This is a genomic window from Enterobacter sp. JBIWA003 (genome assembly GCF_019968825.1).
Lineage (GTDB): Bacteria > Pseudomonadota > Gammaproteobacteria > Enterobacterales > Enterobacteriaceae > Enterobacter > Enterobacter quasiroggenkampii.
The window spans coordinates 4,819,509-4,842,498 of record NZ_CP074170.1 but is presented as its reverse complement, the minus strand read 5'-3'; the positions used below and the strand labels follow the sequence as shown (position 1 = coordinate 4,842,498).

General features: G+C 57.1%; 20 protein-coding genes and 4 tRNA genes. 18 read left to right on the top strand and 6 right to left on the bottom strand.

Annotated features, from left to right (window positions below; all coding sequences use genetic code 11):
• Position 1: 1 nt before the first annotated feature.
• From wzxE to KGP25_RS23465, 9 genes are all read left to right on the top strand, one after another.
• Positions 2–1,252, top strand: a complete 1,251-nt coding sequence (gene wzxE / locus KGP25_RS23505; protein ID WP_223539683.1) for a lipid III flippase WzxE — start codon at positions 2–4, stop codon at positions 1,250–1,252.
• Entirely contained in the window at positions 1,249–2,328 is a 1,080-nt protein-coding gene (locus KGP25_RS23500; protein ID WP_223539682.1) for a TDP-N-acetylfucosamine:lipid II N-acetylfucosaminyltransferase, read from the top strand. The genes wzxE and KGP25_RS23500 overlap by 4 nt, the downstream gene beginning before the upstream one ends.
• On the top strand, positions 2,325–3,677 hold the full coding sequence (gene wzyE / locus KGP25_RS23495) for an ECA oligosaccharide polymerase (RefSeq protein WP_048226907.1): 1,353 nt from the start codon (positions 2,325–2,327) through the stop codon (positions 3,675–3,677). The genes KGP25_RS23500 and wzyE overlap by 4 nt, the downstream gene beginning before the upstream one ends.
• Positions 3,678–3,689: 12 nt before the next feature.
• On the top strand, positions 3,690–4,430 hold the full coding sequence (wecG, locus tag KGP25_RS23490; protein WP_223539681.1) for a lipopolysaccharide N-acetylmannosaminouronosyltransferase: 741 nt from the start codon (positions 3,690–3,692) through the stop codon (positions 4,428–4,430).
• Between the two features lie 197 nt (positions 4,431–4,627).
• Positions 4,628–6,013, top strand: coding sequence for an amino acid permease (locus KGP25_RS23485; protein WP_063622982.1), 1,386 nt, complete (start codon positions 4,628–4,630; stop codon positions 6,011–6,013).
• Positions 6,014–6,115: 102 nt separating this feature from the next.
• Positions 6,116–6,192 (top strand) — tRNA-Arg (locus KGP25_RS23480).
• A 67-nt stretch (positions 6,193–6,259) separates the two neighbouring features.
• A tRNA-His gene (locus tag KGP25_RS23475) sits at positions 6,260–6,335 on the top strand.
• A gap of 21 nt (positions 6,336–6,356) precedes the next feature.
• Positions 6,357–6,442: transfer RNA gene (locus KGP25_RS23470), tRNA-Leu, on the top strand.
• 46 nt (positions 6,443–6,488) lie between these two features.
• Positions 6,489–6,565: transfer RNA gene (locus KGP25_RS23465), tRNA-Pro, on the top strand.
• Positions 6,566–7,071: 506 nt separating this feature from the next.
• Here KGP25_RS23465 and KGP25_RS23460 read toward each other — a convergent pair.
• The 5 genes from KGP25_RS23460 to hemC all read right to left on the bottom strand — a co-directional run bounded on the left by KGP25_RS23460 (position 7,072) and on the right by hemC (position 12,553).
• The gene (locus KGP25_RS23460; protein WP_223539680.1) at positions 7,072–8,283 is read right to left on the bottom strand and encodes an MFS transporter; all 1,212 of its coding nucleotides are present in this window, start codon (positions 8,281–8,283) and stop codon (positions 7,072–7,074) included.
• Positions 8,284–8,455: 172 nt separating this feature from the next.
• Positions 8,456–9,655 carry a protoheme IX biogenesis protein HemY gene (gene hemY, locus KGP25_RS23455; protein WP_223540607.1) on the bottom strand — a complete coding sequence of 400 codons (1,200 nt, stop codon included), beginning with the start codon at positions 9,653–9,655 and terminating at the stop codon, positions 8,456–8,458.
• Positions 9,656–9,657: 2 nt separating this feature from the next.
• Complete coding sequence (hemX, locus tag KGP25_RS23450) at positions 9,658–10,854, bottom strand: uroporphyrinogen-III C-methyltransferase (protein WP_196353185.1); 1,197 nt, start codon at positions 10,852–10,854, stop codon at positions 9,658–9,660.
• Positions 10,855–10,874: 20 nt separating this feature from the next.
• Positions 10,875–11,615: a uroporphyrinogen-III synthase gene (gene hemD, locus KGP25_RS23445; RefSeq protein ID WP_223539679.1), complete on the bottom strand. Its 741-nt coding sequence runs from the start codon at positions 11,613–11,615 to the stop codon at positions 10,875–10,877.
• Positions 11,612–12,553, bottom strand: a complete 942-nt coding sequence (hemC, locus tag KGP25_RS23440) for a hydroxymethylbilane synthase (RefSeq protein ID WP_164712111.1) — start codon at positions 12,551–12,553, stop codon at positions 11,612–11,614. The genes hemD and hemC overlap by 4 nt, the downstream gene beginning before the upstream one ends.
• Positions 12,554–12,902: 349 nt before the next feature.
• On the opposite strand from hemC, the gene cyaA reads away from it, so the two are divergent.
• Complete coding sequence (cyaA, locus tag KGP25_RS23435) at positions 12,903–15,446, top strand: class I adenylate cyclase (RefSeq protein WP_045909229.1); 2,544 nt, start codon at positions 12,903–12,905, stop codon at positions 15,444–15,446.
• Between the two features lie 91 nt (positions 15,447–15,537).
• Here the strand turns inward: cyaA and cyaY are convergent, their stop codons facing one another.
• Positions 15,538–15,858 (bottom strand): iron donor protein CyaY, encoded by a 321-nt coding sequence (gene cyaY / locus KGP25_RS23430; protein ID WP_045909228.1) that lies wholly within the window; start codon positions 15,856–15,858, stop codon positions 15,538–15,540.
• 135 nt (positions 15,859–15,993) lie between these two features.
• On the opposite strand from cyaY, the gene KGP25_RS23425 reads away from it, so the two are divergent.
• The 8 genes from KGP25_RS23425 (at position 15,994) to corA (ending at position 22,922) form a co-directional block, all read left to right on the top strand.
• Entirely contained in the window at positions 15,994–16,197 is a 204-nt protein-coding gene (locus tag KGP25_RS23425) for a lipoprotein (RefSeq protein WP_032646076.1), read from the top strand.
• A 35-nt stretch (positions 16,198–16,232) separates the two neighbouring features.
• A complete protein-coding gene (gene dapF, locus KGP25_RS23420) occupies positions 16,233–17,057 on the top strand; it encodes a diaminopimelate epimerase (RefSeq protein ID WP_008501545.1) in 825 nt (274 codons plus the stop codon).
• The gene (locus KGP25_RS23415) at positions 17,054–17,761 is read left to right on the top strand and encodes a DUF484 domain-containing protein (protein ID WP_032646075.1); all 708 of its coding nucleotides are present in this window, start codon (positions 17,054–17,056) and stop codon (positions 17,759–17,761) included. The genes dapF and KGP25_RS23415 overlap by 4 nt, the downstream gene beginning before the upstream one ends.
• Entirely contained in the window at positions 17,758–18,660 is a 903-nt protein-coding gene (gene xerC / locus KGP25_RS23410) for a tyrosine recombinase XerC (protein WP_196365688.1), read from the top strand. Before KGP25_RS23415 ends, xerC begins: the two co-directional genes overlap by 4 nt.
• The gene (gene yigB / locus KGP25_RS23405) at positions 18,660–19,376 is read left to right on the top strand and encodes a 5-amino-6-(5-phospho-D-ribitylamino)uracil phosphatase YigB (protein ID WP_045909227.1); all 717 of its coding nucleotides are present in this window, start codon (positions 18,660–18,662) and stop codon (positions 19,374–19,376) included. The genes xerC and yigB overlap by 1 nt, the downstream gene beginning before the upstream one ends.
• A 76-nt stretch (positions 19,377–19,452) precedes the next feature.
• A complete protein-coding gene (gene uvrD / locus KGP25_RS23400) occupies positions 19,453–21,615 on the top strand; it encodes a DNA helicase II (protein WP_008501541.1) in 2,163 nt (720 codons plus the stop codon).
• A gap of 149 nt (positions 21,616–21,764) precedes the next feature.
• Entirely contained in the window at positions 21,765–21,821 is a 57-nt protein-coding gene (ysgD, locus tag KGP25_RS23395) for a YsgD/CorL family protein (RefSeq protein ID WP_212743980.1), read from the top strand.
• Between the two features lie 150 nt (positions 21,822–21,971).
• A complete protein-coding gene (gene corA / locus KGP25_RS23390; RefSeq protein ID WP_008501540.1) occupies positions 21,972–22,922 on the top strand; it encodes a magnesium/cobalt transporter CorA in 951 nt (316 codons plus the stop codon).
• Positions 22,923–22,990 lie beyond the last annotated feature (68 nt).

Genomic DNA, 22,990 nt, shown 5'->3' with positions numbered 1-22,990 from the left:
TATGTCTCTGGCAAAAGCATCGGTGTGGACCGCCGCGTCCACGCTTGTAAAAATTGGCGCCGGGCTGCTGGTCGTCAAGCTGCTGGCTGTCTCATTTGGCCCCTCTGGCGTGGGGCTGGCGGGTAATTTCCGCCAGCTTGTCACCGTCCTTGGGGTGCTGGCCGGTGCCGGTATCTTCAACGGCGTGACCAAATACGTTGCGCAGTATCATGATGATGCGGCCCAGCTTCGCAGGGTCGTGGGCACCTCCTCGGCGATGGTCACGGGTTTTTCGACCCTGATGGCGATTATCTTTCTGCTGGCGGCGGCGCCCATCAGCCAGGGATTATTCGGTCACACCCACTATCAGGGGCTGGTGCGTCTGGTCGCATTGGTGCAGATGGGGATTGCCTGGGCTAACCTGCTGCTGGCGCTGATGAAAGGGTTTCGTGATGCGGCCGGGAACGCGATTGCGTTAATCCTGGGCAGCGTTATCGGCGTGATTGCCTATTATTTCTGCTATCGCCTGGGGGGCTACGAAGGCGCACTGCTGGGGCTGGCGCTGGTTCCGGCGCTGGTGGTTGTGCCTGCGGCATTTATGCTGATGCGTCGGGGCGTCATCCCCCTGAGCTTCCTCAAGCCGCAATGGGACACGCTGCTTGCCAGCCAGCTGGGTAAATTTACCCTGATGGCGCTCATCACCTCCGTCACGCTGCCGGTGGCCTACGTGATGATGCGTAACCTGCTTGCGGCGCATTATAGCTGGGATGAAGTGGGGATCTGGCAGGGCGTAAGCAGTATTTCCGACGCCTATCTCCAGTTTATTACGGCTTCCTTTAGCGTTTATTTGCTGCCAACCTTATCGCGTTTGACCTCCAGACAGGATATTACGCGTGAGATTTTCCGGTCGCTGCGCTTTGTATTGCCGGCGGTTGCGGCTGCCAGCTTTACCGTCTGGCTATTGCGCGATGTCGCCATCTGGCTGCTGTTTTCGGCGAAATTCATCGCCATGCGCGATCTCTTTGCCTGGCAGCTGGTGGGTGATGTACTGAAAGTGGGGGCTTACGTTTTCGGCTATCTGGTGATAGCAAAAGCCTCCCTGCGGCTGTATATCCTGGCGGAAATTAGCCAGTTTGCATTACTGACCTCGTTCTCGCACTGGCTGATACCCGCGCACGGCGCGCTGGGGGCGGCTCAGGCCTACATGGCAACCTATATCGTTTATTTCGCCGCCTGTTGCGGTGTATTTTTATTGTGGCGTAAACGCGCATGACTGCACTGATTCACATCCTGGGATCGGATATCCCACACCATAACCAGACCGTTTTGCGGTTCTTCAACGACGAGCTGGCATCGGGGGATCCTGATGCGCGTGAGTTTATGGTTGCAGGTCAGGATAAGGGCCTGAGCGAGGCGTTTCCGGCGCTGACGATTCGCTTCTGGCCAGATAAGGCCACGCTGGCAAAGGCGGTCGTTGCCAGGGCGAAAGCCGACCGCGAGCAACGATTCTTCTTCCACGGGCAGTTTAACACCGGCCTGTGGCTGGCGCTTCTCAGCGGAGGGATTAAACCCTCCCAGTGCAGCTGGCATATCTGGGGAGCCGATCTTTATGAAGTCTCCCGCGGCTGGAAATTCCGTCTTTTCTATCCATTGCGCCGCATGGCGCAGGGGCGCGTGGGCTGCGTTTTTGCTACCCGCGGCGATCTCAACTATTTTGCTAAACAGCACCCCAACGTGCGCGGCGAGTTGCTTTATTTCCCCACCCGCATGGATCCGGCGCTGAACGCCATGGCCAATGACGCGGTGCGTGAAGGCAAGCTGACGATCCTGGTGGGGAATTCCGGCGATCGCAGTAACGAACATGTCGCGGCGCTCAGGGCGGTGTATCAGCAGTTTGGCGACACGGTGAACGTGGTGGTGCCGATGGGCTATCCCGCCAACAACGATGCCTACATTGACGAGGTTCGCCAGCAGGGACTGGCGCTGTTTAGCGCAGAAAATCTGCACATCCTCAGCGAGAAGCTGGAATTTGAGGAATATCTCGCACTGCTGAGAAAATGCGATCTCGGCTATTTCATCTTTGCCCGGCAGCAGGGAATTGGCACACTGTGTCTGCTGATTCAGGCGGGGGTACCGTGCGTGCTCAACCGCGATAACCCGTTCTGGCAGGACATGGCCGAGCAGCATATTTCGGTGCTGTTTACCTCAGACACGCTGAACGTCGAGGTGGTACGTGAAGCTCAACGTCAGCTCACGCTGGTGGATAAAAACAGCATCGATTTTTTCAGCCCGAATTACCTCACGCCGTGGCACCGCGCGCTGCGTATCGCTTCAGGAGACAAAGCATGAGTCAGTTGCAATTCAGCGGCTTACTGGTTGTCTGGCTTCTGAGCGCCCTGTTTATCGCCACGCTCACCTGGTTTGAATTCCGCCGGGTGCGCTTCAACTTTAACGTCTTCTTCTCGTTACTGTTCCTGCTGACGTTCTTTTTCGGCTTCCCGCTCACCAGCATTCTGGTCTTCCGTTTTGACGTGAGCGTCGCGCCGCCGGACATTCTGCTCCAGGCGCTTCTGGCGGCGACCTGCTTCTATGCGGTCTACTACGTCACCTATAAAACGCGTCTGCGTTCAGCGCAGACAGCTGCCCCGCGTCGGGCGCTCTTTAACATGAATAGGGTGGAAACACATCTGACATGGGTGATGCTGATGACCATCGCCCTGGTCAGCGTCGGCATCTTCTTCATGCATAACGGCTTCCTGCTGTTTAAGCTTCACTCCTACAGCCAGATTTTTTCGGCCGAGGTTTCGGGCGTGGCGCTTAAGCGTTTCTTCTACTTCTTCATCCCGGCGATGCTGGTGATCTTCTTCCTGCGCCAGGACAGCAAAGCGTGGCTGTTCTTCCTGGTGAGTACCGTCGCGTTTGGCATCCTGACCTACATGATTGTGGGCGGCACGCGCGCGAACATTATCATCGCCTTCGCCATCTTCCTGTTTATCGGCATCATCCGCGGCTGGATCTCACTGTGGATGCTGGTTGCGGCAGGCGTGTTTGGCATCGTGGGGATGTTCTGGCTGGCGCTGAAGCGGTACGGAATGAACGTGGCGGGTGATGAGGCGTTTTATACGTTCCTCTACCTCACGCGCGATACGTTCTCGCCGTGGGAAAACCTGGCATTGCTGCTGCAAAACTACGACAAGATTGATTTCCAGGGGCTGGCGCCGATTGTTCGCGACTTCTACGTCTTTATCCCTTCCTGGCTATGGCCGGACCGCCCTGGTGTGGTGCTCAATACCGCGAACTATTTTACCTGGGAAGTGCTGAACAACCATTCCGGTCTGGCAATTTCACCCACGCTGATCGGTTCCCTGGTGGTGATGGGCGGGGCGTGGTTCATTCTGCCCGGGGCGGTTGCCGTGGGGCTGATCATCAAGTGGTTCGACTGGCTTTACGTGCGTGGCAACGAAGAGACCAACCGCTATAAAGCGGCCATTTTGCACAGTTTCTGCTTTGGTGCCATTTTCAATATGATCGTTCTGGCGCGCGAAGGGCTGGACTCGTTCGTTTCGCGCGTAGTGTTCTTCATGGTTGTTTTCGGCGTCTGCCTGTTACTGGCCAAACTGTTGTACTGGCTGTTTGACAGCGCCGGGCTTGTGCACAAGCGCGAGCGGCAGGGCAGCACAACGCTGTCGCAAGTCTGAGTAAGGATAGTAATGACTGATAGAATTTCTGCACCGCGCTATGCGCTACGTGGCCTGCAGCTTATTGGCTGGCGCGACATGCAGCACGCGCTGGACTTTCTGTTCGCCGACGGCCAGATGAAATCCGGTACGCTGGTGGCCATCAACGCGGAAAAAATGCTGGCGGTTGAGGATAACGCGGAAGTCAAAAGCCTGATTGAAGCGGCCGAATTTAAATACGCGGACGGGATCAGCGTGGTTCGCTCTATCCGTAAAAAGTATCCTGACGCTAATGTTTCCCGCGTCGCGGGGGCCGATCTCTGGGAGCAGTTTATGGCCCGCGCAGGCGCGCAGGGTACGCCCGTGTTCCTGATTGGCGGGAAGCAGGAGATACTGGCCCAGACGGAGGAGAAACTGCGTCGTCAATGGAATGTTAATATTGTCGGCAGCCAGGATGGTTACTTCAAACCGGAAGATCGGCAGACGCTGTTTGAGCGCGTTCGTGACAGTGGGGCAAAGATTGTCACCGTGGCGATGGGGTCCCCGCGCCAGGAGATCCTGATGCGTGACTGCCGCCTGGTCTGCCCGGATGCCCTCTACATGGGCGTAGGGGGTACGTACGACGTCTTTACAGGCCACGTTAAGCGTGCGCCAACGGTCTGGCAATATCTTGGGCTGGAGTGGTTGTATCGTCTGCTATCGCAACCGACACGCATTAAACGACAGATCCGTCTGCTTCGCTACCTCGTCTGGCATTACACCGGAAAAATGTAATGAAAATGTAGCGCGATATGCTATTCGCGCTGCAACTCGCCTGCAAAACTGCTGATAATCTGTGCAATGCATTCATTTTTTTAATGCATCGTTTGCCATTTGGCAGATTTTAAGAAACCATTCGCTCCGTATTTTAGTCCCCCTAAAAAACAATACCCGGTCTTAAGCCGGGAAACAGCAAACACAATCGAGGATCTATGGCAGAGAAAAAACCGGAGCTGCAGCGTGGGCTGGAAGCTCGTCATATTGAACTGATAGCGCTGGGCGGCACTATCGGCGTGGGCCTGTTTATGGGCTCCGCAAGCACGCTCAAGTGGGCAGGCCCTTCCGTATTACTGGCGTACATTATCGCCGGGCTGTTTGTTTTCTTCATCATGCGTTCCATGGGCGAAATGCTCTTCCTGGAGCCGGTAACCGGCTCTTTCGCCGTTTACGCGCATCGTTATATGAGCCCGTTCTTCGGCTACCTGACGGCCTGGTCATACTGGTTTATGTGGATGGCGGTGGGCATCTCAGAAATCACCGCGATAGGGGTCTACGTCCAGTTCTGGTTCCCGGATATGGCTCAGTGGATACCCGCGCTCATTGCCGTGGGGCTGGTGGCGCTGGCAAACCTGGCCGCCGTGCGTCTTTACGGTGAGATCGAGTTCTGGTTTGCGATGATCAAAGTCACCACCATCATCGTGATGATTGTCGTCGGCCTGGGCGTGATTTTCTTCGGCTTTGGCAACGGTGGACATGCTATCGGCTTTGGTAACCTGACCGAAAACGGCGGCTTCTTTGCCGGCGGCTGGAAGGGCTTCCTGACGGCGCTGTGTATCGTTGTAGCGTCGTACCAGGGCGTAGAGCTGATCGGTATTACCGCCGGTGAAGCGAAAAATCCACAGGTCACGCTGCGTAGCGCGGTGGGCAAAGTGCTTTGGCGCATCCTGATTTTCTATGTGGGCGCCATCTTCGTTATCGTGACCATCTTCCCGTGGAACGAAATAGGCTCGACGGGCAGCCCGTTTGTTTTAACCTTCGCCAAAATTGGTATCACGGCGGCGGCGGGCATCATCAACTTTGTGGTCCTGACGGCCGCGTTGTCAGGCTGTAACAGTGGGATGTACAGCTGTGGGCGTATGCTCTATGCGCTCTCGAAGAATAACCAGCTGCCTGCGACAATGAGTAAAGTTTCACGTGCCGGGGTGCCGGTGGCGGGCGTGGCGGTCTCCATTGCAATCCTGCTGATTGGATCTTGCCTGAATTACATCATTCCTAATCCGCAGCGGGTGTTCGTTTACGTCTACAGCGCCAGCGTCCTTCCGGGCATGGTGCCGTGGTTTGTTATCCTCATCAGCCAGCTGCGTTTCCGTCATGCGCATAAAAAGGCGATTGAAAGCCATCCGTTCCGTTCAATTCTGTTCCCCTATGCGAACTATTTGACGATGGCGTTCCTGATTTGCGTATTAATCGGAATGTACTTTAATGAAGATACCCGCATGTCGCTGTTTGTCGGGGTGATCTTCCTGGCCGCCGTGACGGCTGCCTATAAGCTTTTTGGCCTGGGTCGCCGTGCCACCACGCAGAAAGTGGAGGAATAAGCGGCAAAATGTGCAAACCATAACCAAACGCGCATTTTTTTCAAAAAAGCACTAGACAGCGGGGACGGAGGTACGTAATATCTAGCCCCGCAACGGCGCTAAGCGCCCGTAGCTCAGCTGGATAGAGCGCTGCCCTCCGGAGGCAGAGGTCTCAGGTTCGAATCCTGTCGGGCGCGCCATTTTAGTCCCGGCGCTAGAGCTGCGGTGGTCTGAGAAGTAGTCAGTACCGCGTGAAAGAATACAGTGGTGGCTATAGCTCAGTTGGTAGAGCCCTGGATTGTGATTCCAGTTGTCGTGGGTTCGAATCCCATTAGCCACCCCATTATTGAAAGAGTTGTGAATTGCGAAGGTGGCGGAATTGGTAGACGCGCTAGCTTCAGGTGTTAGTGTCCTTAGGATGTGGGGGTTCGAGTCCCCCCCCTCGCACCACGACTTTTTAAATGAATTGAACTAAAAATTCAAAAAAGCAGTACATCGGCGAGTAGCGCAGCTTGGTAGCGCAACTGGTTTGGGACCAGTGGGTCGGAGGTTCGAATCCTCTCTCGCCGACCAATTTTGAACCCCGCTTCGGCGGGGTTTTTTGTTTTCTGCCATTCTTCATCCCTGTAGTGATTCCCCGACAGCGTCCGGTTTCATTGTCGCGATTCAGCGACATACAATCCATTGAAAATAAAAGAATTACTCATACTTCCATTTTGCTGTCTCCTCCTGGCGACAGATTTCAATTCTTACCAATACGTTGTAGGGCCTAAGACGGCGCTTAACGGCATAATTTCCTGTTATCTTAAAATGTTGCGTCATGTAAAATTTCTGGGTGTCATGTTGGCACGTTACGTGCAATAATATGCGTGTAGATGCTCATTCCATCTCTTATGTTCGCCTTCGTGCCTCATAAACTCAGGAATGACGCAGAGCCATTTACGGTGCTTATCGTCCACTGACAGATGTCGCTTCGGCCTCATCAGACACCATGGACATAACGTTGAGTGAAGCACCAAATATGTTGTCTTACAGACCTGTTTTAACGCCTGCTTTTATAGCAGGCGTTTTTTTATGCCTTATTCCTGATACCGACGTACGATCAGGGCAACCATCACCAGGGCCGTTGACGAGACGGCATAGAGTGCCGTTACTGAGCCAAACCCGGCAGCCACTGCCGCAGCGATGCCGGTGAAAAGAGAGGCGCTGAGCGTTTGCCAGCGCCAGGCTTTCCCACTGGCTGAAGCGGTTTGCGTGAGATGAAAACTACTGAGTACCCCAAACGTCCCGGCTGCGAAGAGAATATTCGAGGCCAGATGTGCGATAAAGATCGCCCCCAGTGCACATGCCATCCATCCGGACAACAACGGTAGCGTTCCGTAAGCGGCCAGAAAGATGCCGAGACAAACAATGATGCGCGGCGTGTGAGCGACAAAACGCGTTAGGCTCTCTTTCTTTAGCAGCATGGGACCGCAAAGCTGACCCATGCTTCTTGCGAAAAGCAGCGGCAGAGCAAGGCCCGCTGCATCCTGAGGATGGATTTGCTGTGCCAGCGCCGGAAGCAGCGCCATAGCCGGTGAGCCGACGGCCGCCAGCGACGGCAGAAGGAGCAGACTGCGTTTCTGCCGAACGGTCAACGTCCGCCAGCGTAATGCCGCAGGGGCTTCCTCTTCCCCGGAGGACGGGAGTGATGGCGCAGAAAACCGGCGTCCAGCCAGCCATAGCATGAGCAGTGACCCGAGAAAGCTGGCGGCATCAATGGCCAGCAGGGTAAACACGGACGTCTTCTGGAACAGCACCACGCCCAGACCAGTCCCTAACAATACCTGCGAAGCAAAAATCACATTTTCCAGACAGGTCGCAGCAGGCAGCTCTGCTTCGCTAAGTCCGCGCTTAAAGAGCAACGTCAGCGCGGGCCAGCTCATCCCGCTGAGCAGCGCTTCTGTGGATTGTACGGCGAGTAATGCGGCAACGCTGTGATAACCCACACCAAGCAGGGGAAAGAGCAGGGCGAGCAGGCCCAGCCCTTCGGTCAGTATCAGCAGGGATATCGGAGACCAGCGTGAGCATAGCTTTTCGCCGATCGTACTGCCGATAAATCCCGGTACCGTCGCGAAAAGAAAAGCAAGGGTGAGCAGAGCGGGCGGAGCTGACCATGCTAACAGCAAGCCGAAGACCACAACCTGGGTTAAGCCATTCCCCAGCGAAGAAAAGATAAAAGCACAGGCAAGCAGGCGCAGCCAGCGGTGGCAACGCAGCGCTTCAATAAGCGTATATAAAAGCGAGTTCATGACGATTTCCTTTCAAAAACGATTTAGTCCACGCTGCAGCAAGTGCGCGTGTATGAAAAAAAGTTAATGAAAAGACATCGTTACATTGGCGGGTTCGTTTGCAGATGCGGGTGTAAAGAATGTAGCAGGAGAAAGGCGATAAAAAAAGGAGGCCATCTGGCCTCCTGATGAATTACTGCTGCGTACCGTTATTTTGCAGCGTCAGCAACAGCCCATCACGGCGCATGGCGGCCGCCTCTTCCGGCTTATGCTGCTTGTCCAGCGTATCGGCAAGCCATGCGTAGTCGAAGGCATCCGGACGCTGCTTGAGCGCGGCGCGGAAGGCGAGGCTCGCCTCCTGCCATTCGCCGTGCTTCATCAACGACTGGCCGAGCGTGCTCCATAGCAGCGGGCGATCGCCAACGGTTTTAATCTGCTGACGCAGCACTTTTTCGATTTGCTCAGGATTGTTGGTTTTCAGGCGCGGGATCACCATCACCAGGCGATCGTCGTACTGGCGCTTCAGACCGTCGAGGAGGATCTCCTGAGCCGTGTCGTGATCGTCACACTCGATGAGATGTTCCGCCATCGCCACCTGCAGAGGAACCTGCTGGCGCGTTTTACGGCTCTGATTCTTCCACCATGTTTTCAGACCGTCGCTGCCCAGGTCAGCGCGCGCCTGATCCATCAGGCCTATCCACGCCAGACGCTGAAGCTCGTCACGATGTTCATCGTCGCCCACCTCGGCCTTCGCCATCGATGGAATGATGTCCAGCAGCGAACCCCAGGCGCCGGTACGAATATAGGCCTGCTCGGCAAGACGCAGCACTTCCGGATGACGCGGCGCGACTTCCAGCAGACGGTCGATACCGTGGCGAGCCGCGTGATTCTCATTGCGTGCCAGCTGCAGACGAACGCGCGTGATTTCCACCGGAACCGGGTCGCCGTGAGCCAGCTCAGCCGCTCGCTCCAGGTGCTGATTAGCGCGGGCTTCGTCACCGCGCTGCTGCGCTGCTTCGGCCGCCAGCAGATAGTTCACCACCGGCTGTTCGGCGTGGTCGGCGTTTTTCGACATCAGCTTTTCAACCTGCTGATAATCACCCTCTGCGAGCTTAAGCAGCGCCTGCTCGGTCTGTTTACGGGCGCGGCGGCGCTTACGGCCAACGAACCAACCGCGGGTATGGGCACCGGTACGGAAAATACGGCGCAGGATCCACTCGATCGCAAACAGCACCACCACGCCGAGGATCAGAATGATCGTCAGACCCGTTACGCTGGTTTCAATGTTGTAGTTATCGGTCTGGATCAGGACGTAACCCTGATGACCCGCAAGCATAGGCCCCAGGACGATCCCGGCGATCAGCAGGATGAAGAGTAAGAGGACTTTTAGCATCATTACTCTCCCTGCGGTGCGCTTTCAGGCGCAGGAGCCGTAGCTGGAGCCGCTCCGCTCGTCTGCTCTGCCGGTACGCCCGGCTGTGCCAGCAGGTTACGTACGCGCGTCTGCATCAATTTCTCCAGAATCGGCTGGCTGGCCAGCTTATCCGGCACGTTCATGGTGATGTTCTGCTGGCTGAGCTTATCAATGTCTTCGAGGAAGGCGGTGGTCGTCGCATCATCGGTGTTGTAGTAGGCGCGTACCCACGTTGAGACGTTATCCAGCGCCTGTTTGTAGGTCTCTTCCTGATGACGCGGCACGGCCTGGGCAGCGACCAGCAGGCGGGAACGAATGTTCTCGCGCAGATAGATGTCCTGGTTCGGTGCGAGCAGCGGTACGGCAGTTTCGTCACGACGGCGGACAGTGATAAAGCTGTCCATAAAGTTCTGCCAGCTTTTTTGCAGGTTAATGCGCCATTCGCTCAGGGAGCTTGAAAGCTCGGTACCGTCGGAATCCATCGGGGAGTCGTCGTCGTTATTATCCGCCAGCTGCAGGTTATCAATCTGATTCGACAGCTGATTCACTTTAAGGATAATGCCGTCGTAATCCACCTGCGAGACGGCGGAGAGGCTGGCGATGTCTTCGGTAATCGCGCGACGGGCGGTAATAAGGCTTGGGTCGTTCATGTCCGCCAGGCTTGCATCGGCGCTTTTCAGCAGCGCGGCAGCGGTGGTGACGTCCTGATCGCTCCAGAGCTTACGTCCGGCGAGCTTCACCAGGAAGTCAGCCTGCGAGAGCAGCCAGGTTTTGGCATCGGTGCCGGAAATGGTGGCGACTTTCTGCTGTACTTCACCCAGCTGTTTGGTCAGCTCTTCCTGTTTGCTGTTCGCTTCGGCGAGCGCCGCGGCCTGCTGCTTAATCACGGCTTCCAGCTCGGTTTTCTGCGTCTCCTGCTCTTTTTGCAGGGCAGTGAGCTGATTCACCAGCGCGTCGCTGGTAGATGTCTGGTTAGCGCTCTGTTGCTTCACCAGCCCGTACAGGCCAACCCCCGCTGCCAGCGCAATGGCGATGGCAATCGCGCTCAGCGTGAGGCTTGTTTTGTTGCTGCCGTTTTTCTTCTCAGCGGTTTTCTCAGTCGTCTCTGGCTGTGGCGTCGTCTCCACAGTCTCCCTGGTCTCTTCAACCACGGCGGAGGATTTGTCGTGTTCCGTCATTATGGCTTCCCATTTGAGAGTTATTGTAATGCGCGCAGCAGCGCATCGTTGTCGGCGTTATCAGCGATCCGAATATCCTGCCAGCCCAGTTCCCGGGCCTGGTTCGCCAGACGCTCACTGACGACCAGAAGCCGACAGCGGAGTAACCAGTTTTCGCGATACCAAAGCGGTATCAGCGCCCAAAGCTGTTGTAACATTTCACCGCTGGTCACCACCAGCGTATTGATGCCTCGCGCGTGCCAGCGCATCGCCTCTTCCGCACCATCGTAGTGTTTTGCACAGCGCTGATAGCACTCAACGAACGTCACGTTCGCACCACGTTCACGCAGCGTTTCGCCCAGCAGCTCGCGGCCCCCATTGCCACGCAAAATGAGCGCACGCTTGCCGGCAACAGTTTGTAATTCAGGTAATTGTAGCAAGACTTCACTGATTTCCCGATCTAACGGGTAACGAACGTCCGCGCTGCTTACGGTATGAAGTGCCAGTGCCGTTCTACGGCCAATCGCGAAATAGCGGGGGGCGGTTGGCCACGCCAGTCCCTGCTGCTGCAGCTGTGCGTGGGCAAATTCCACGGCATGCTGCGACAGCGCAAACAGCAGGTCACCGTCCTGAAGGGTATTCATCTGGTCGGCGAGCGCAGAGAGCTCGCGACCGGGGGAGAATTCAATGAGCGGAAAACTCCAGGCCACCTGCCCCAGTGTGCGCAGACGGCTCACTAACTGCTCTCCTGCGGGAGAAGGGCGGGTGACGAGAATACTCATGCAGGGGGTTCTCCATTGTAAACGTCAGCCAGAATCTCGCGGGCGCCGTTATCCAGCAATTCTTCCGCCAGCGACACGCCAAGCTGCTCGGCATCTTGCGCTTTTCCGCGACGTTCGCCGCGTACCATCTGCGAACCGTCCGGGGCGCCTACCAGCGCGCGCAGCCACAGTTCGCCATTCGTCAATTCAGCATAGCTGCCAATCGGAACCTGGCACCCGCCTTCGAGGCGGGTATTCATCGCCCGCTCCGCTTTTACGCGGGTAGCGGTTTCGTCATGATTCAGTGGAGCAAGCAGCGCGCGGGTACGTGCATCGTCCAGGCGGCACTCGATGCCGACAGCACCCTGACCAACAGCCGGCAGCGACAGCTCTGGCGGCAGCGCCACGCGAATACGTTCCTCCAGCCCCAGACGCTTCAGGCCGGCAACGGCGAGAATAATGGCATCGTAATCGCCGTTATCCAGCTTGCCCAGACGCGTGCCGACGTTACCGCGCAGCGAGCGAATGATCAGATCGGGACGACGCTCCGCCAGCTGACACTGACGGCGTAAACTGGACGTGCCAACCACGCTACCCGCTGGCAGCGCGTCGAGCGAGTCATAGCGGTTAGAGACAAACGCATCGCGCGGATCTTCGCGCTCGCAGATGGTCACCAGCCCCAGCCCCTCCGGGAACTCGACGGGCACGTCTTTCATCGAATGTACGGCGATATCGGCGCGGTTCTCAAGCAATGCCAGTTCCAGTTCTTTGACGAACAGGCCTTTGCCGCCCACTTTCGCCAGCGGCGTATCGAGGATCACGTCACCGCGCGTGACCATCGGCACCAGCTCGACGCGCAATCCGCTGTGGCAGGCTTCCAGGCGCTGCTTCACATAATGTGCCTGCCAGAGCGCGAGAGGGCTTTGGCGTGTGGCAATTCTCAAAACATTGTCTAACATGCTTGTTACCGTCATTATCAATCGCTAACCATCCTAACATTGTTGACTCTGGGATGGCAGTTTTACGGTTGATGAAGCGCGAGAGGGACAAGGCGGCGTATTCGTCAGCCATAGCCGTATTCAGGAATTTACACGTACAGAACGGTGCTACACTTGTATGTAGCGCATCTTTCTTTACGGTCAATCGGCAAGGTGTTAAATTGATCACGTTTTAGACCATTTTTTCGTCGGTACCACCAAAAATGATAAGGGCGAAAAAGGGTAACGGTTATCTTTTTGAAATACTGCGGGTCCGCTGTTACTCGTGTTTTGAATAGCTGCGACACCCGGAAACATCAGGCGATACGTCTTGTACCTCTATATTGAGACTCTGAAACAGAGACTGGATGCCATAAATCAACTGCGTGTGGATCGCGCGCTTGCTGCTATGGGTCCTGCTTTCCAGCAGGTATACAGTCTGCTGCCGACATTATTGCACTATCACCACCCGCTGATGCCTGGCTACCTTGATGGTAACGTTCCCCAGGGCATTTGCCTTTTCACGCCTGATGAAACCCAACAGCATTATTTGAACGAGCTGGAACTCTACCGTGGCATGCCGCCGCAGGAGTCCCCAAAAGGTGAGCTGCCGATTACCGGTGTTTACTCAATGGGGAGCACCTCATCGGTAGGGCAAAGCTGTTCTTCGGACCTGGACATCTGGGTCTGCCATCAGTCCTGGCTCGATAACGAAGAGCGTCAGCTGCTGCAGCGTAAATGCAGCTTGCTGGAGAGCTGGGCGGCATCACTCGGTGTGGAAGTGAGCTTCTTCCTGATTGATGAAAACCGTTTCCGCCATAACGAAAGCGGCAGTCTGGGTGGTGAGGACTGCGGCTCGACCCAGCACATCCTGTTGCTGGATGAATTCTACCGTACTGCTGTGCGTCTGGCCGGGAAGCGTATTCTGTGGAATATGGTCCCGTGTGAAGAGGAAGAGCATTACGACGATTACGTCATGTCGCTTTATGCGCAGGGCGTACTGACGCCAAACGAATGGCTGGACCTCGGCGGTCTCAGCTCTCTGTCTGCGGAAGAGTACTTCGGCGCAAGCCTCTGGCAGCTCTATAAGAGTATCGACTCGCCGTACAAAGCGGTGCTCAAAACGCTGCTGCTTGAAGCCTATTCCTGGGAATACCCGACGCCGCGCCTGCTGGCGAAAGACATCAAGCAGCGACTGCACGACGGGGAAATCGTCTCCTTCGGGCTCGACGCCTACTGCATGATGCTGGAGCGCGTGACCGAATACCTGAAAGCCATTGATGACACTACGCGTCTTGACCTGGTGCGTCGATGTTTCTATCTCAAAGTCTGTGAGAAGTTGAGCCGCGAGCGCGCCTGCGTGGGCTGGCGTCGTGAAGTGGTCAGTCAGTTAGTCAAAGAGTGGGGATGGGACGAAGCGCGTCTGTCCATGCTCGACAACCGGGCCAACTGGAAAATCGATCAGGTGCGTGAAGCGCACAACGAACTGCTCGATGCGATGATGCAAAGCTACCGTAACCTGATCCGCTTTGCGCGCCGTAACAACCTCAGCGTTTCCGCCAGTCCGCAGGACATCGGAGTGTTGACCCGTAAGCTGTACGCCGCGTTTGAAGCGCTGCCGGGTAAAGTCACGCTGGTTAACCCGCAGATTTCGCCTGACCTGTCAGAACCGAACCTGACCTTTATCTACGTGCCGCCGGGCCGCGCGAACCGCACCGGGTGGTATCTGTACAACCGTGCGCCAAGCATGGATTCCATCATCAGCCATCAGCCGCTGGAATATAACCGCTATCTGAACAAGCTGGTGGCCTGGGCCTGGTTCAACGGCCTGCTGACCTCGCGCACGCGCCTGTTTATCAAAGGCAACGAGGTGGTCGATCTCGCTAAGCTGCAGGAGATGGTCGCGGATGTGTCGCACCACTTCCCGCTGCGTCTGCCTGCGCCGACGCCAAAAGCGCTCTACAGCCCGTGCGAGATTCGCCATCTGGCGATTATCGTCAACCTGGAATATGACCCGACCGCGGCCTTCCGCAATCAGGTGGTCCATTTTGACTTCCGCAAGCTGGACGTCTTTAGCTTTGGCGAGCAGCAAAACTGCCTGGTCGGCAGCGTGGACCTGCTCTACCGCAACTCGTGGAACGAAGTGCGTACCCTGCACTTCAACGGCGAGCAGGCGATGATCGAGGCGCTGAAAACCATTCTCGGCAAGATGCACCAGGATGCCGCGCCGCCGGACAGCGTGGAAGTGTTCTGCTACAGCCAGCACCTGCGTGGATTGATTCGTACCCGCGTGCAGCAGCTGGTCTCGGAATGTATCGAACTGCGTCTCTCCAGTACCCGTCAGGAAACCGGGCGCTTTAAGGCGCTGCGCGTCTCCGGTCAGACCTGGGGCCTGTTCTTTGAACGTCTCAACGTGTCGGTACAGAAGCTGGAAAACGCCATCGAATTCTACGGCGCGATTTCGCATAACAAGTTGCATGGCCTGTCGGTGCAGGTGGAAACCAACCACGTCAAGCTCCCGCAGGTGGTGGACGGCTTTGCCAGTGAAGGGATTATTCAGTTCTTCTTTGAAGAGTCGGGTGATAACGCCGGGTTTAACATCTACATTCTGGATGAGACCAACCGCGCCGAGGTGTATCACCACTGTGAAGGCAGTAAAGAGGAGCTGGTGCGCGACGTCAGCCGCTTCTACTCCTCTTCGCATGACCGCTTTACCTACGGCTCAAGCTTTATCAACTTTAACCTGCCGCAGTTCTACCAGATTGTGAACGTCGACGGTCGTACGCAGGTGATTCCGTTCCGCACCCAGGCCGTCACGCCTGCCGCACCTGCCAATCAGGACACCGCGCCGCTGTTGCAGCAGTACTTCTCCTGAGCCTTTTCGCCGGGTGGCGCTTACGCTTACCCGGCCTACGGTTCGAGCCGTTGCAGGCCCGGTAAGGCGTAGCCGCCACCGGGCGACAAAACTACCTGAAACTCACCGCCTCACCCGCTTGTGCAGTCGCGGCCTGTTCCAGCAGATCCCAGAACGGCACGCCGCTGCGGTCGCAAACCCATTCCCCGTCTTTCAGATCGAAATGATAGCCGCCCTGTTTAGCGGCCAGCCAGACCTGGTGAAGCGGCTCCTGGCGGTTAATAATAATTTTGCTGCCATTTTCGAAGCTCAGGGTCAGAATACCGCCGTTGATTTCACAATCGATATCGCTGTCGCCGTCCCAGTCGTCAATACGCTCTTCGATGGTCATCCACAGGTTGTCGGCAAGGCGATGGAATTCACTGTCGTTCATGGTTTTGTTCCTGTTTTTCGTGATGCCGGCAGTATAACCCTAAATAATTCCCGTTGCAGGAAAGCGGCAAACTCTTGCTTTTGTGTCTTCTCCTGCGATGATAGAAACAGATTTGAACTTACGGGCAACTTTATAATGAAAAACGCTTTCCGAACGCTTGCCGTTCTCATCACGCTGTTTAGCCTGACTGGCTGCGGACTGAAGGGACCACTGTACTTTCCGCCTGCGGATAAAACCGCACCGCCGCCGACGAAACCGGTTAACAGCGGCATTGAGTCTTCCACGCCAAACACTAACGACCGTGGCGACAACGGCGGCCCGACTCAGGTTAATCTCTGACGACAACGTTCTGTACCCGCGCAATGGAGCAAATGATGCAGTTCTCTAAAATGCATGGCCTTGGCAACGATTTTATGGTCGTCGACGCGGTAACGCAGAATGTGTTTTTCTCCCCGGAACTGATCCGTCGTCTGGCGGATCGGCATCTGGGCGTGGGGTTCGATCAGTTGCTGGTGGTTGAGCCGCCGTACGATCCCGACCTCGATTTCCACTACCGTATTTTTAATGCGGACGGCAGCGAAGTGAACCAGTGCGGCAACGGCGCGCGCTGTTTCGCCCGCTTTGTGCGCCTGAAAGGGCTGACCAACAAGCGTGATATTCGCGTCAGCACGGCCAATGGTCGCATGGTGCTCAGCGTCACCGATGATGAGCTGGTGCGTGTGAACATGGGCGAGCCTAACTTCGAGCCCTCCGTCGTACCGTTTCGCGCAAACAAAGCGGAAAAGACCTATATTATGCGGGCGGCCGAGCAGACAGTATTGTGCGGCGTCGTCTCAATGGGTAACCCACACTGCGTGATTCAGGTTGATGATGTGGAAACCGCGGCGGTCGAAACGCTCGGCCCGGTGCTGGAAAGCCACGAACGTTTCCCGGAGCGCGCGAACATCGGTTTTATGCAGGTGGTGAAGCGCGAGCACATTCGTCTGCGGGTTTATGAGCGCGGCGCGGGCGAGACTCAGGCCTGCGGAAGCGGAGCCTGTGCGGCAGTGGCCGTGGGCATCTCCCAGGGGCTACTGGCAGAAGAGGTTCGCGTGGAATTACCGGGCGGTCGGCTTGATATCGCCTGGAAAGGACCGGGTCATCCACTGTATATGACTGGCCCGGCGGCACATGTCTATGACGGGTTTATCCATCTATGAAACAACCAGGGGAAGAACTGCAGGAAACAGTGACGGAACTGGACGACAGGGCTGTTGTTGATTATCTGCTGCGCAATCCTGAGTTTTTTATTCGCAATGCACGCGTCGTCGAAGAGATGCGCGTGCCGCATCCGGTTCGCGGGACCGTGTCGCTGGTGGAATGGCACATGGCGCGCGCGCGCAACCACATCAACCAGCTCGAAGAGAACATGACGCTGCTGATGGAGCAGGCCAGCACCAACGAAAGCCTGTTCTATCGTCTGCTGCATCTGCAGGCGCGTCTGGCGTCGGCGCACAGCCTTGACGAGTTCCTCAGCCGCTTCCACCGCTGGGCGCGCGAGCTGGGGCTGGCGGGCGCAACGATTCGTCTTTTCCCTGACCGCTGGCGCATCGGCGCGCCGTCGGGATTTACCCATCTGGCACTGAGCCGTCAGGCGTTTGAACCGCTGCGCATACAGCGTCTGGGCCATGAACACCACTATCTGGGGCCGCTTAATGGACCTGAGCTGCTGGTGGTGTTGCCGGAGGCCAAAGCGATTGGCTCGGTGGCGATGTCGCTGATGGGGCGCGATGGCGATCTGGGCGTCATCTTATTTACCAGCCGCGACGCGCATCACTATGAGCAGGGGCAAGCCACGCACCTGCTGCAGGAGATCGCCCTGATGCTGCCTGAGCTGCTGGAGCGCTGGATTGAGCGCGTATGACGGACGGACTGCTCGGCACTGACGTCTCGCGCTTTCTGCGCTATCTCGGCGTGGAACGTCAACTTAGCCCCATTACGCTGCTTAACTATCAGCGTCAGCTTGATGCCATCATGCAGATCGCCGACGAAATCGGCCTGAAAAGCTGGCAACAATGTGATGCTGCGACGGTACGCGGGTTTGTTGTGCGTAGCCGTAAAAAAAATCTCAGCCCGGCGAGCCTGGCGCTCAGGCTCTCAGCGCTGCGCAGCTTCTTCGACTGGCTGGTCAGCCAGGGGGGCTTAAAAGCCAACCCGGCAAAAGGGATCGCCACGCCGAAGGCGCCGCGCCATCTGCCTAAAAATATTGACGTTGACGACGTAAACCGTCTGCTGGATATCGATCTGAACGATCCGCTGGCCGTGCGCGACCGCGCGATGCTGGAGGTGATGTACGGTGCCGGGCTGCGTCTGTCTGAACTCGTCAACCTTGATCTCAAGCATCTCGATCTGGAGTCGGGCGAAGTGTGGGTAATGGGTAAGGGCAGCAAAGAGCGCCGCCTGCCGATTGGCCGCAATGCGGTCTCCTGGATTGAGCACTGGCTTGACCTGCGCGGGCTGTTTGGCTCCGACGAAGACGCGCTGTTCCTGTCGAAACTCGGCAAGCGGATCTCGGCGCGTAACGTGCAGAAGCGCTTTGCGGAGTGGGGCATTAAGCAGGGTCTAAACAGCCACGTGCATCCGCACAAGCTGCGCCACTCCTTTGCAACACATATGCTTGAGTCGAGCGGCGATCTGCGCGGCGTGCAGGAATTGCTCGGCCATGCGAACCTGTCGACCACACAAATTTATACCCACTTAGACTTCCAACACCTTGCCTCGGTGTATGACGCGGCGCATCCACGCGCCAAACGGGGGAAATAATGCGTTTTTACCGCCCACTCGGTCAGATCTCAGCCCTGACGTTTGACCTTGATGACACTCTTTATGACAACCGCGAGGTGATCCTGCGTACCGAGCAGGAGTCCCTGGCGTTTGTGCAGAACTACCATCCCGCGCTGAAGGCGATACAGAACAAGGATTTCCAGAAGCTGCGCCAGTCCCTGCGGGAGACCGAGCCGGACATTTACCACGACGTGACCGAATGGCGTCGTCGCGCGGTTGAGCAGGCGATGCTGAATGTGGGCCTGAGCGCGCAGGATGCCGCCATTGGGGCGGAAGCGGCCATGGAAAACTTCGCCAAATGGCGCAGCCGTATCGACGTGCCGCAGGAAACCCACGACACGCTGGCGAAGCTTGCCGAAAAGTGGCCGCTGGTGGCCATCACCAACGGCAATGCCCAGCCGGAGCTGTTTGGCCTGAGCGATTACTTTGAATTCGTGCTGCGTGCGGGTCCTCACGGGCGCGCGAAGCCATTCAGTGACATGTACCATCTGGCGGCAGATAAGCTTAACCTGCCGCTGGGTGAGATCCTGCACGTGGGGGATGACCTGACCACAGACGTGGCGGGCGCTATCCGCTGCGGCATGCAGGCCTGCTGGATCAAGCCGGAAAACGCTGACTTGATGATCGCCTCCGATAGCCGTCTTCTGCCGCACGTGGAAATTTCGCGGTTGGCATCCCTCACGACGCTGATATAATCATCAATTGTTCTGTATAAATTAACAGGGTTTTGGCGAATGCGCTTCGCCTGCCCGACATGACGTGACGGTGCCAATGGACGTTTCTTACCTGCTCGACAGCCTTAATGACAAACAGCGTGACGCGGTTGCCGCCTCGCGCACCAACCTGCTGGTGCTGGCTGGAGCGGGCAGTGGTAAGACGCGCGTGCTGGTTCACCGTATCGCCTGGCTGCAGAGCGTGGAAAACTGCTCGCCGTACTCCATCATGGCGGTCACGTTCACCAACAAGGCGGCGGCGGAGATGCGCCACCGCATCGCGCAGCTGATGGGCACCAGCCAGGGCGGCATGTGGGTCGGTACCTTCCACGGTCTGGCGCACCGCCTGCTGCGTGCGCACCACATGGACGCCAACCTGCCGCAGGATTTCCAGATCCTCGACAGCGAAGACCAGCTCCGTCTGCTGAAGCGCCTGATCAAGGCGATGAACCTTGATGAGAAGCAGTGGCCGCCGCGTCAGGCGATGTGGTACATCAACGGCCAGAAAGACGAAGGGCTGCGCCCGCATCACATTCAGAGCTTCGGCAACCCGGTCGAGCAGACCTGGCAGAACGTCTACAAGGCCTATCAGGAAGCGTGCGATCGCGCCGGCCTGGTGGATTTTGCCGAGCTGCTGCTGCGCGCCCACGAGCTGTGGCTCAACAAGCCGCACATCCTGCAGCACTACCGTGAACGCTTCACCAATATCCTGGTGGACGAATTCCAGGATACCAACAACATCCAGTACGCGTGGATCCGCCTGCTGGCCGGTGATACCGGCAAGGTAATGATCGTGGGCGATGATGACCAGTCGATCTACGGCTGGCGCGGGGCGCAGGTGGAGAACATCCAGCGCTTCCTCAACGATTTCCCGGGTGCACAGACCATCCGTCTGGAGCAGAACTACCGCTCAACCAGCAATATTCTGAGCGCGGCCAACGCCCTGATTGAGAACAACAACGGGCGTCTGGGTAAAAAGCTGTGGACCGACGGCGTAGACGGCGAACCGATTTCGATTTACTGCGCGTTTAACGAACTCGACGAAGCGCGCTTCGTGGTCAACCGCATCAAAACCTGGCAGGACAACGGCGGCGCGCTGGAGCAGTGCGCCATTCTCTATCGCAGCAACGCCCAGTCGCGCGTGCTGGAAGAGGCGCTGCTGCAGGTGGGCATGCCGTACCGCATTTACGGCGGCATGCGCTTCTTCGAACGCCAGGAAATCAAAGATGCGCTCTCGTATCTGCGTCTGATTGCCAACCGTAACGACGACGCGGCGTTTGAACGCGTGGTGAACACCCCAACCCGCGGGATTGGCGACCGTACGCTGGACGTGGTGCGTCAGGCCTCGCGCGACCGCCAGCTGACGCTGTGGCAGGCGTGCCGCGAGTTGCTGCAGGAAAAGGCCCTTGCCGGACGCGCAGCCAGCGCCCTGCAGCGCTTCCTTGAACTGATTGACGCCCTGGCGCAGGAAACCGCCGACATGCCGCTGCACGTGCAGACCGACCGGGTGATTAAAGACTCGGGCCTGCGCACCATGTACGAGCAGGAAAAAGGCGAGAAGGGCCAGACCCGTATTGAGAACTTAGAGGAACTGGTCACGGCAACGCGCCAGTTCAGCTACAACGAAGAAGACGAAGACCTGATGCCGCTGCAGGCGTTCCTTTCCCACGCCGCGCTGGAAGCGGGCGAAGGGCAGGCGGACACCTGGCAGGATGCGGTTCAGCTCATGACCCTGCACTCTGCCAAAGGCCTCGAATTCCCGCAGGTGTTTATCGTCGGCATGGAAGAGGGGATGTTCCCGAGCCAGATGTCGCTGGATGAAGGCGGACGTCTGGAAGAGGAACGCCGTCTGGCCTACGTGGGCGTGACGCGAGCGATGCAGAAGCTGACGCTGACCTACGCTGAAACCCGACGTCTGTACGGTAAAGAGGTCTATCACCGTCCGTCGCGCTTTATCGGTGAACTGCCGGAAGAGTGTGTCGAAGAGGTACGTCTGCGGGCGAGCATCAGCCGCCCGGTCAGCCATCAGCGCATGGGCTCGCCGATTGCGGAAACCGACACCGGCTACAAGCTGGGCCAGCGCGTGCGCCATTCGAAGTTTGGCGAAGGTACCATTGTGAATCTGGAAGGCAGCGGCGAGCACAGCCGCCTGCAGGTGGCGTTCCAGGGGCAGGGGATCAAATGGCTGGTGGCGGCCTACGCGAAGCTGGAAACAGTCTAACATTCAGAAAAATATCATTATTTTGCAATAATCTGCTAGCCTTATACAGTGAAGGTCAATTAATGCCCTTCAGCGTTCCGTTGCGTGTTGACGCCACAGTTATAGCTGGCGTAACATGCGCGCACGATTACGCTAAGAGGACATTCGCCTTGGACACACCCAGTAGATACTGGCTCAATTCCCTGTCATCCAGGAACAACTCCTAAGGCTATCTCCTCTTGCTGATGGCCTTAGTGGTTGTCAGCGACTGCTCTATTCCCGTCGCGCTGAGTCAGGCTGTTTAATGGTCTGAAACCCAATTTGTTTCTGTGTGCCCACCGAACTGTCCGATATTTTTTGCATTGGGAGTCCCGGTCATGTTGAGCGCATTTCAACTCGAAAATAACCGACTGACTCGGCTTGAAGCCGAAGAGTCACAGCCCCTCATTGATGCCGTATGGGTGGATCTGGTCGAGCCGGACGACGATGAGCGCCTTCGCGTACAATCTGAGCTGGGGCAAAGCCTGGCAACGCGCCCGGAACTGGAAGACATCGAAGCATCCGCGCGTTTTTTTGAAGACGAAGACGGTCTGCATATTCACTCCTTCTTCTTCTTTGAAGATGCCGAAGACCACGCGGGCAACTCCACCGTGGCGTTTACCATTCGCGACGGTCGTCTGTTTACCCTGCGCGAGCGTGAGCTACCGGCATTCCGCCTCTACCGCATGCGCGCCCGTAGCCAGGCGATGGTAGACGGCAACGCGTACGAACTGCTGCTCGATCTGTTCGAGACCAAAATTGAACAGCTGGCGGATGAAATTGAAAACATCTACAGCGATCTGGAAAAGCTGAGCCGCGTGATCATGGAAGGCCATCAGGGCGATGAGTACGACGAAGCGCTTTCGACGCTGGCGGAGCTGGAAGATATCGGCTGGAAGGTGCGTTTGTGTCTGATGGATACCCAGCGCGCGCTGAACTTCCTGGTGCGCAAGGCGCGTCTGCCGGGCGGTCAGCTGGAGCAGGCGCGTGAGATCTTACGAGATATCGAATCCCTGCTGCCGCACAACGAATCTCTGTTCCAGAAGGTCAACTTCCTGATGCAGGCGGCGATGGGCTTTATCAACATCGAGCAGAACCGCATCATCAAGATCTTCTCGGTGGTGTCTGTGGTGTTCCTGCCGCCGACGCTGGTGGCCTCCAGCTACGGGATGAACTTCGAGTTTATGCCGGAGCTGAAATGGAGCTTTGGTTACCCGGGGGCGATTATCTTTATGATCCTCGCGGGCCTGGCGCCGTATCTGTACTTTAAGCGTCGTAACTGGCTTTGAGAATCCGCCCGGTGGCGCTACGCTTACCGGGCCTACAGATCCTGTAGGCCGGATAAGGCGCAGCCGCC

What these genes read in the sequence shown, in the direction of transcription:
- wzxE (WP_223539683.1), top strand. Translation starts at nt 2, where the DNA reads ATGTCTCTGGCAAAAGCATCGGTGTGGACCGCCGCGTCCACGCTTGTA.
- KGP25_RS23500 (WP_223539682.1), top strand. Translation starts at nt 1,249, where the DNA reads ATGACTGCACTGATTCACATCCTGGGATCGGATATCCCACACCATAAC.
- wzyE (WP_048226907.1), top strand. Translation starts at nt 2,325, where the DNA reads ATGAGTCAGTTGCAATTCAGCGGCTTACTGGTTGTCTGGCTTCTGAGC.
- wecG (WP_223539681.1), top strand. Translation starts at nt 3,690, where the DNA reads ATGACTGATAGAATTTCTGCACCGCGCTATGCGCTACGTGGCCTGCAG.
- KGP25_RS23485 (WP_063622982.1), top strand. Translation starts at nt 4,628, where the DNA reads ATGGCAGAGAAAAAACCGGAGCTGCAGCGTGGGCTGGAAGCTCGTCAT.
- KGP25_RS23460 (WP_223539680.1), bottom strand. Translation starts at nt 8,283, where the DNA reads ATGAACTCGCTTTTATATACGCTTATTGAAGCGCTGCGTTGCCACCGC.
- hemY (WP_223540607.1), bottom strand. Translation starts at nt 9,655, where the DNA reads ATGCTAAAAGTCCTCTTACTCTTCATCCTGCTGATCGCCGGGATCGTC.
- hemX (WP_196353185.1), bottom strand. Translation starts at nt 10,854, where the DNA reads ATGACGGAACACGACAAATCCTCCGCCGTGGTTGAAGAGACCAGGGAG.
- hemD (WP_223539679.1), bottom strand. Translation starts at nt 11,615, where the DNA reads ATGAGTATTCTCGTCACCCGCCCTTCTCCCGCAGGAGAGCAGTTAGTG.
- hemC (WP_164712111.1), bottom strand. Translation starts at nt 12,553, where the DNA reads ATGTTAGACAATGTTTTGAGAATTGCCACACGCCAAAGCCCTCTCGCG.
- cyaY (WP_045909228.1), bottom strand. Translation starts at nt 15,858, where the DNA reads ATGAACGACAGTGAATTCCATCGCCTTGCCGACAACCTGTGGATGACC.
- KGP25_RS23425 (WP_032646076.1), top strand. Translation starts at nt 15,994, where the DNA reads ATGAAAAACGCTTTCCGAACGCTTGCCGTTCTCATCACGCTGTTTAGC.
- dapF (WP_008501545.1), top strand. Translation starts at nt 16,233, where the DNA reads ATGCAGTTCTCTAAAATGCATGGCCTTGGCAACGATTTTATGGTCGTC.
- KGP25_RS23415 (WP_032646075.1), top strand. Translation starts at nt 17,054, where the DNA reads ATGAAACAACCAGGGGAAGAACTGCAGGAAACAGTGACGGAACTGGAC.
- xerC (WP_196365688.1), top strand. Translation starts at nt 17,758, where the DNA reads ATGACGGACGGACTGCTCGGCACTGACGTCTCGCGCTTTCTGCGCTAT.
- yigB (WP_045909227.1), top strand. Translation starts at nt 18,660, where the DNA reads ATGCGTTTTTACCGCCCACTCGGTCAGATCTCAGCCCTGACGTTTGAC.
- uvrD (WP_008501541.1), top strand. Translation starts at nt 19,453, where the DNA reads ATGGACGTTTCTTACCTGCTCGACAGCCTTAATGACAAACAGCGTGAC.
- corA (WP_008501540.1), top strand. Translation starts at nt 21,972, where the DNA reads ATGTTGAGCGCATTTCAACTCGAAAATAACCGACTGACTCGGCTTGAA.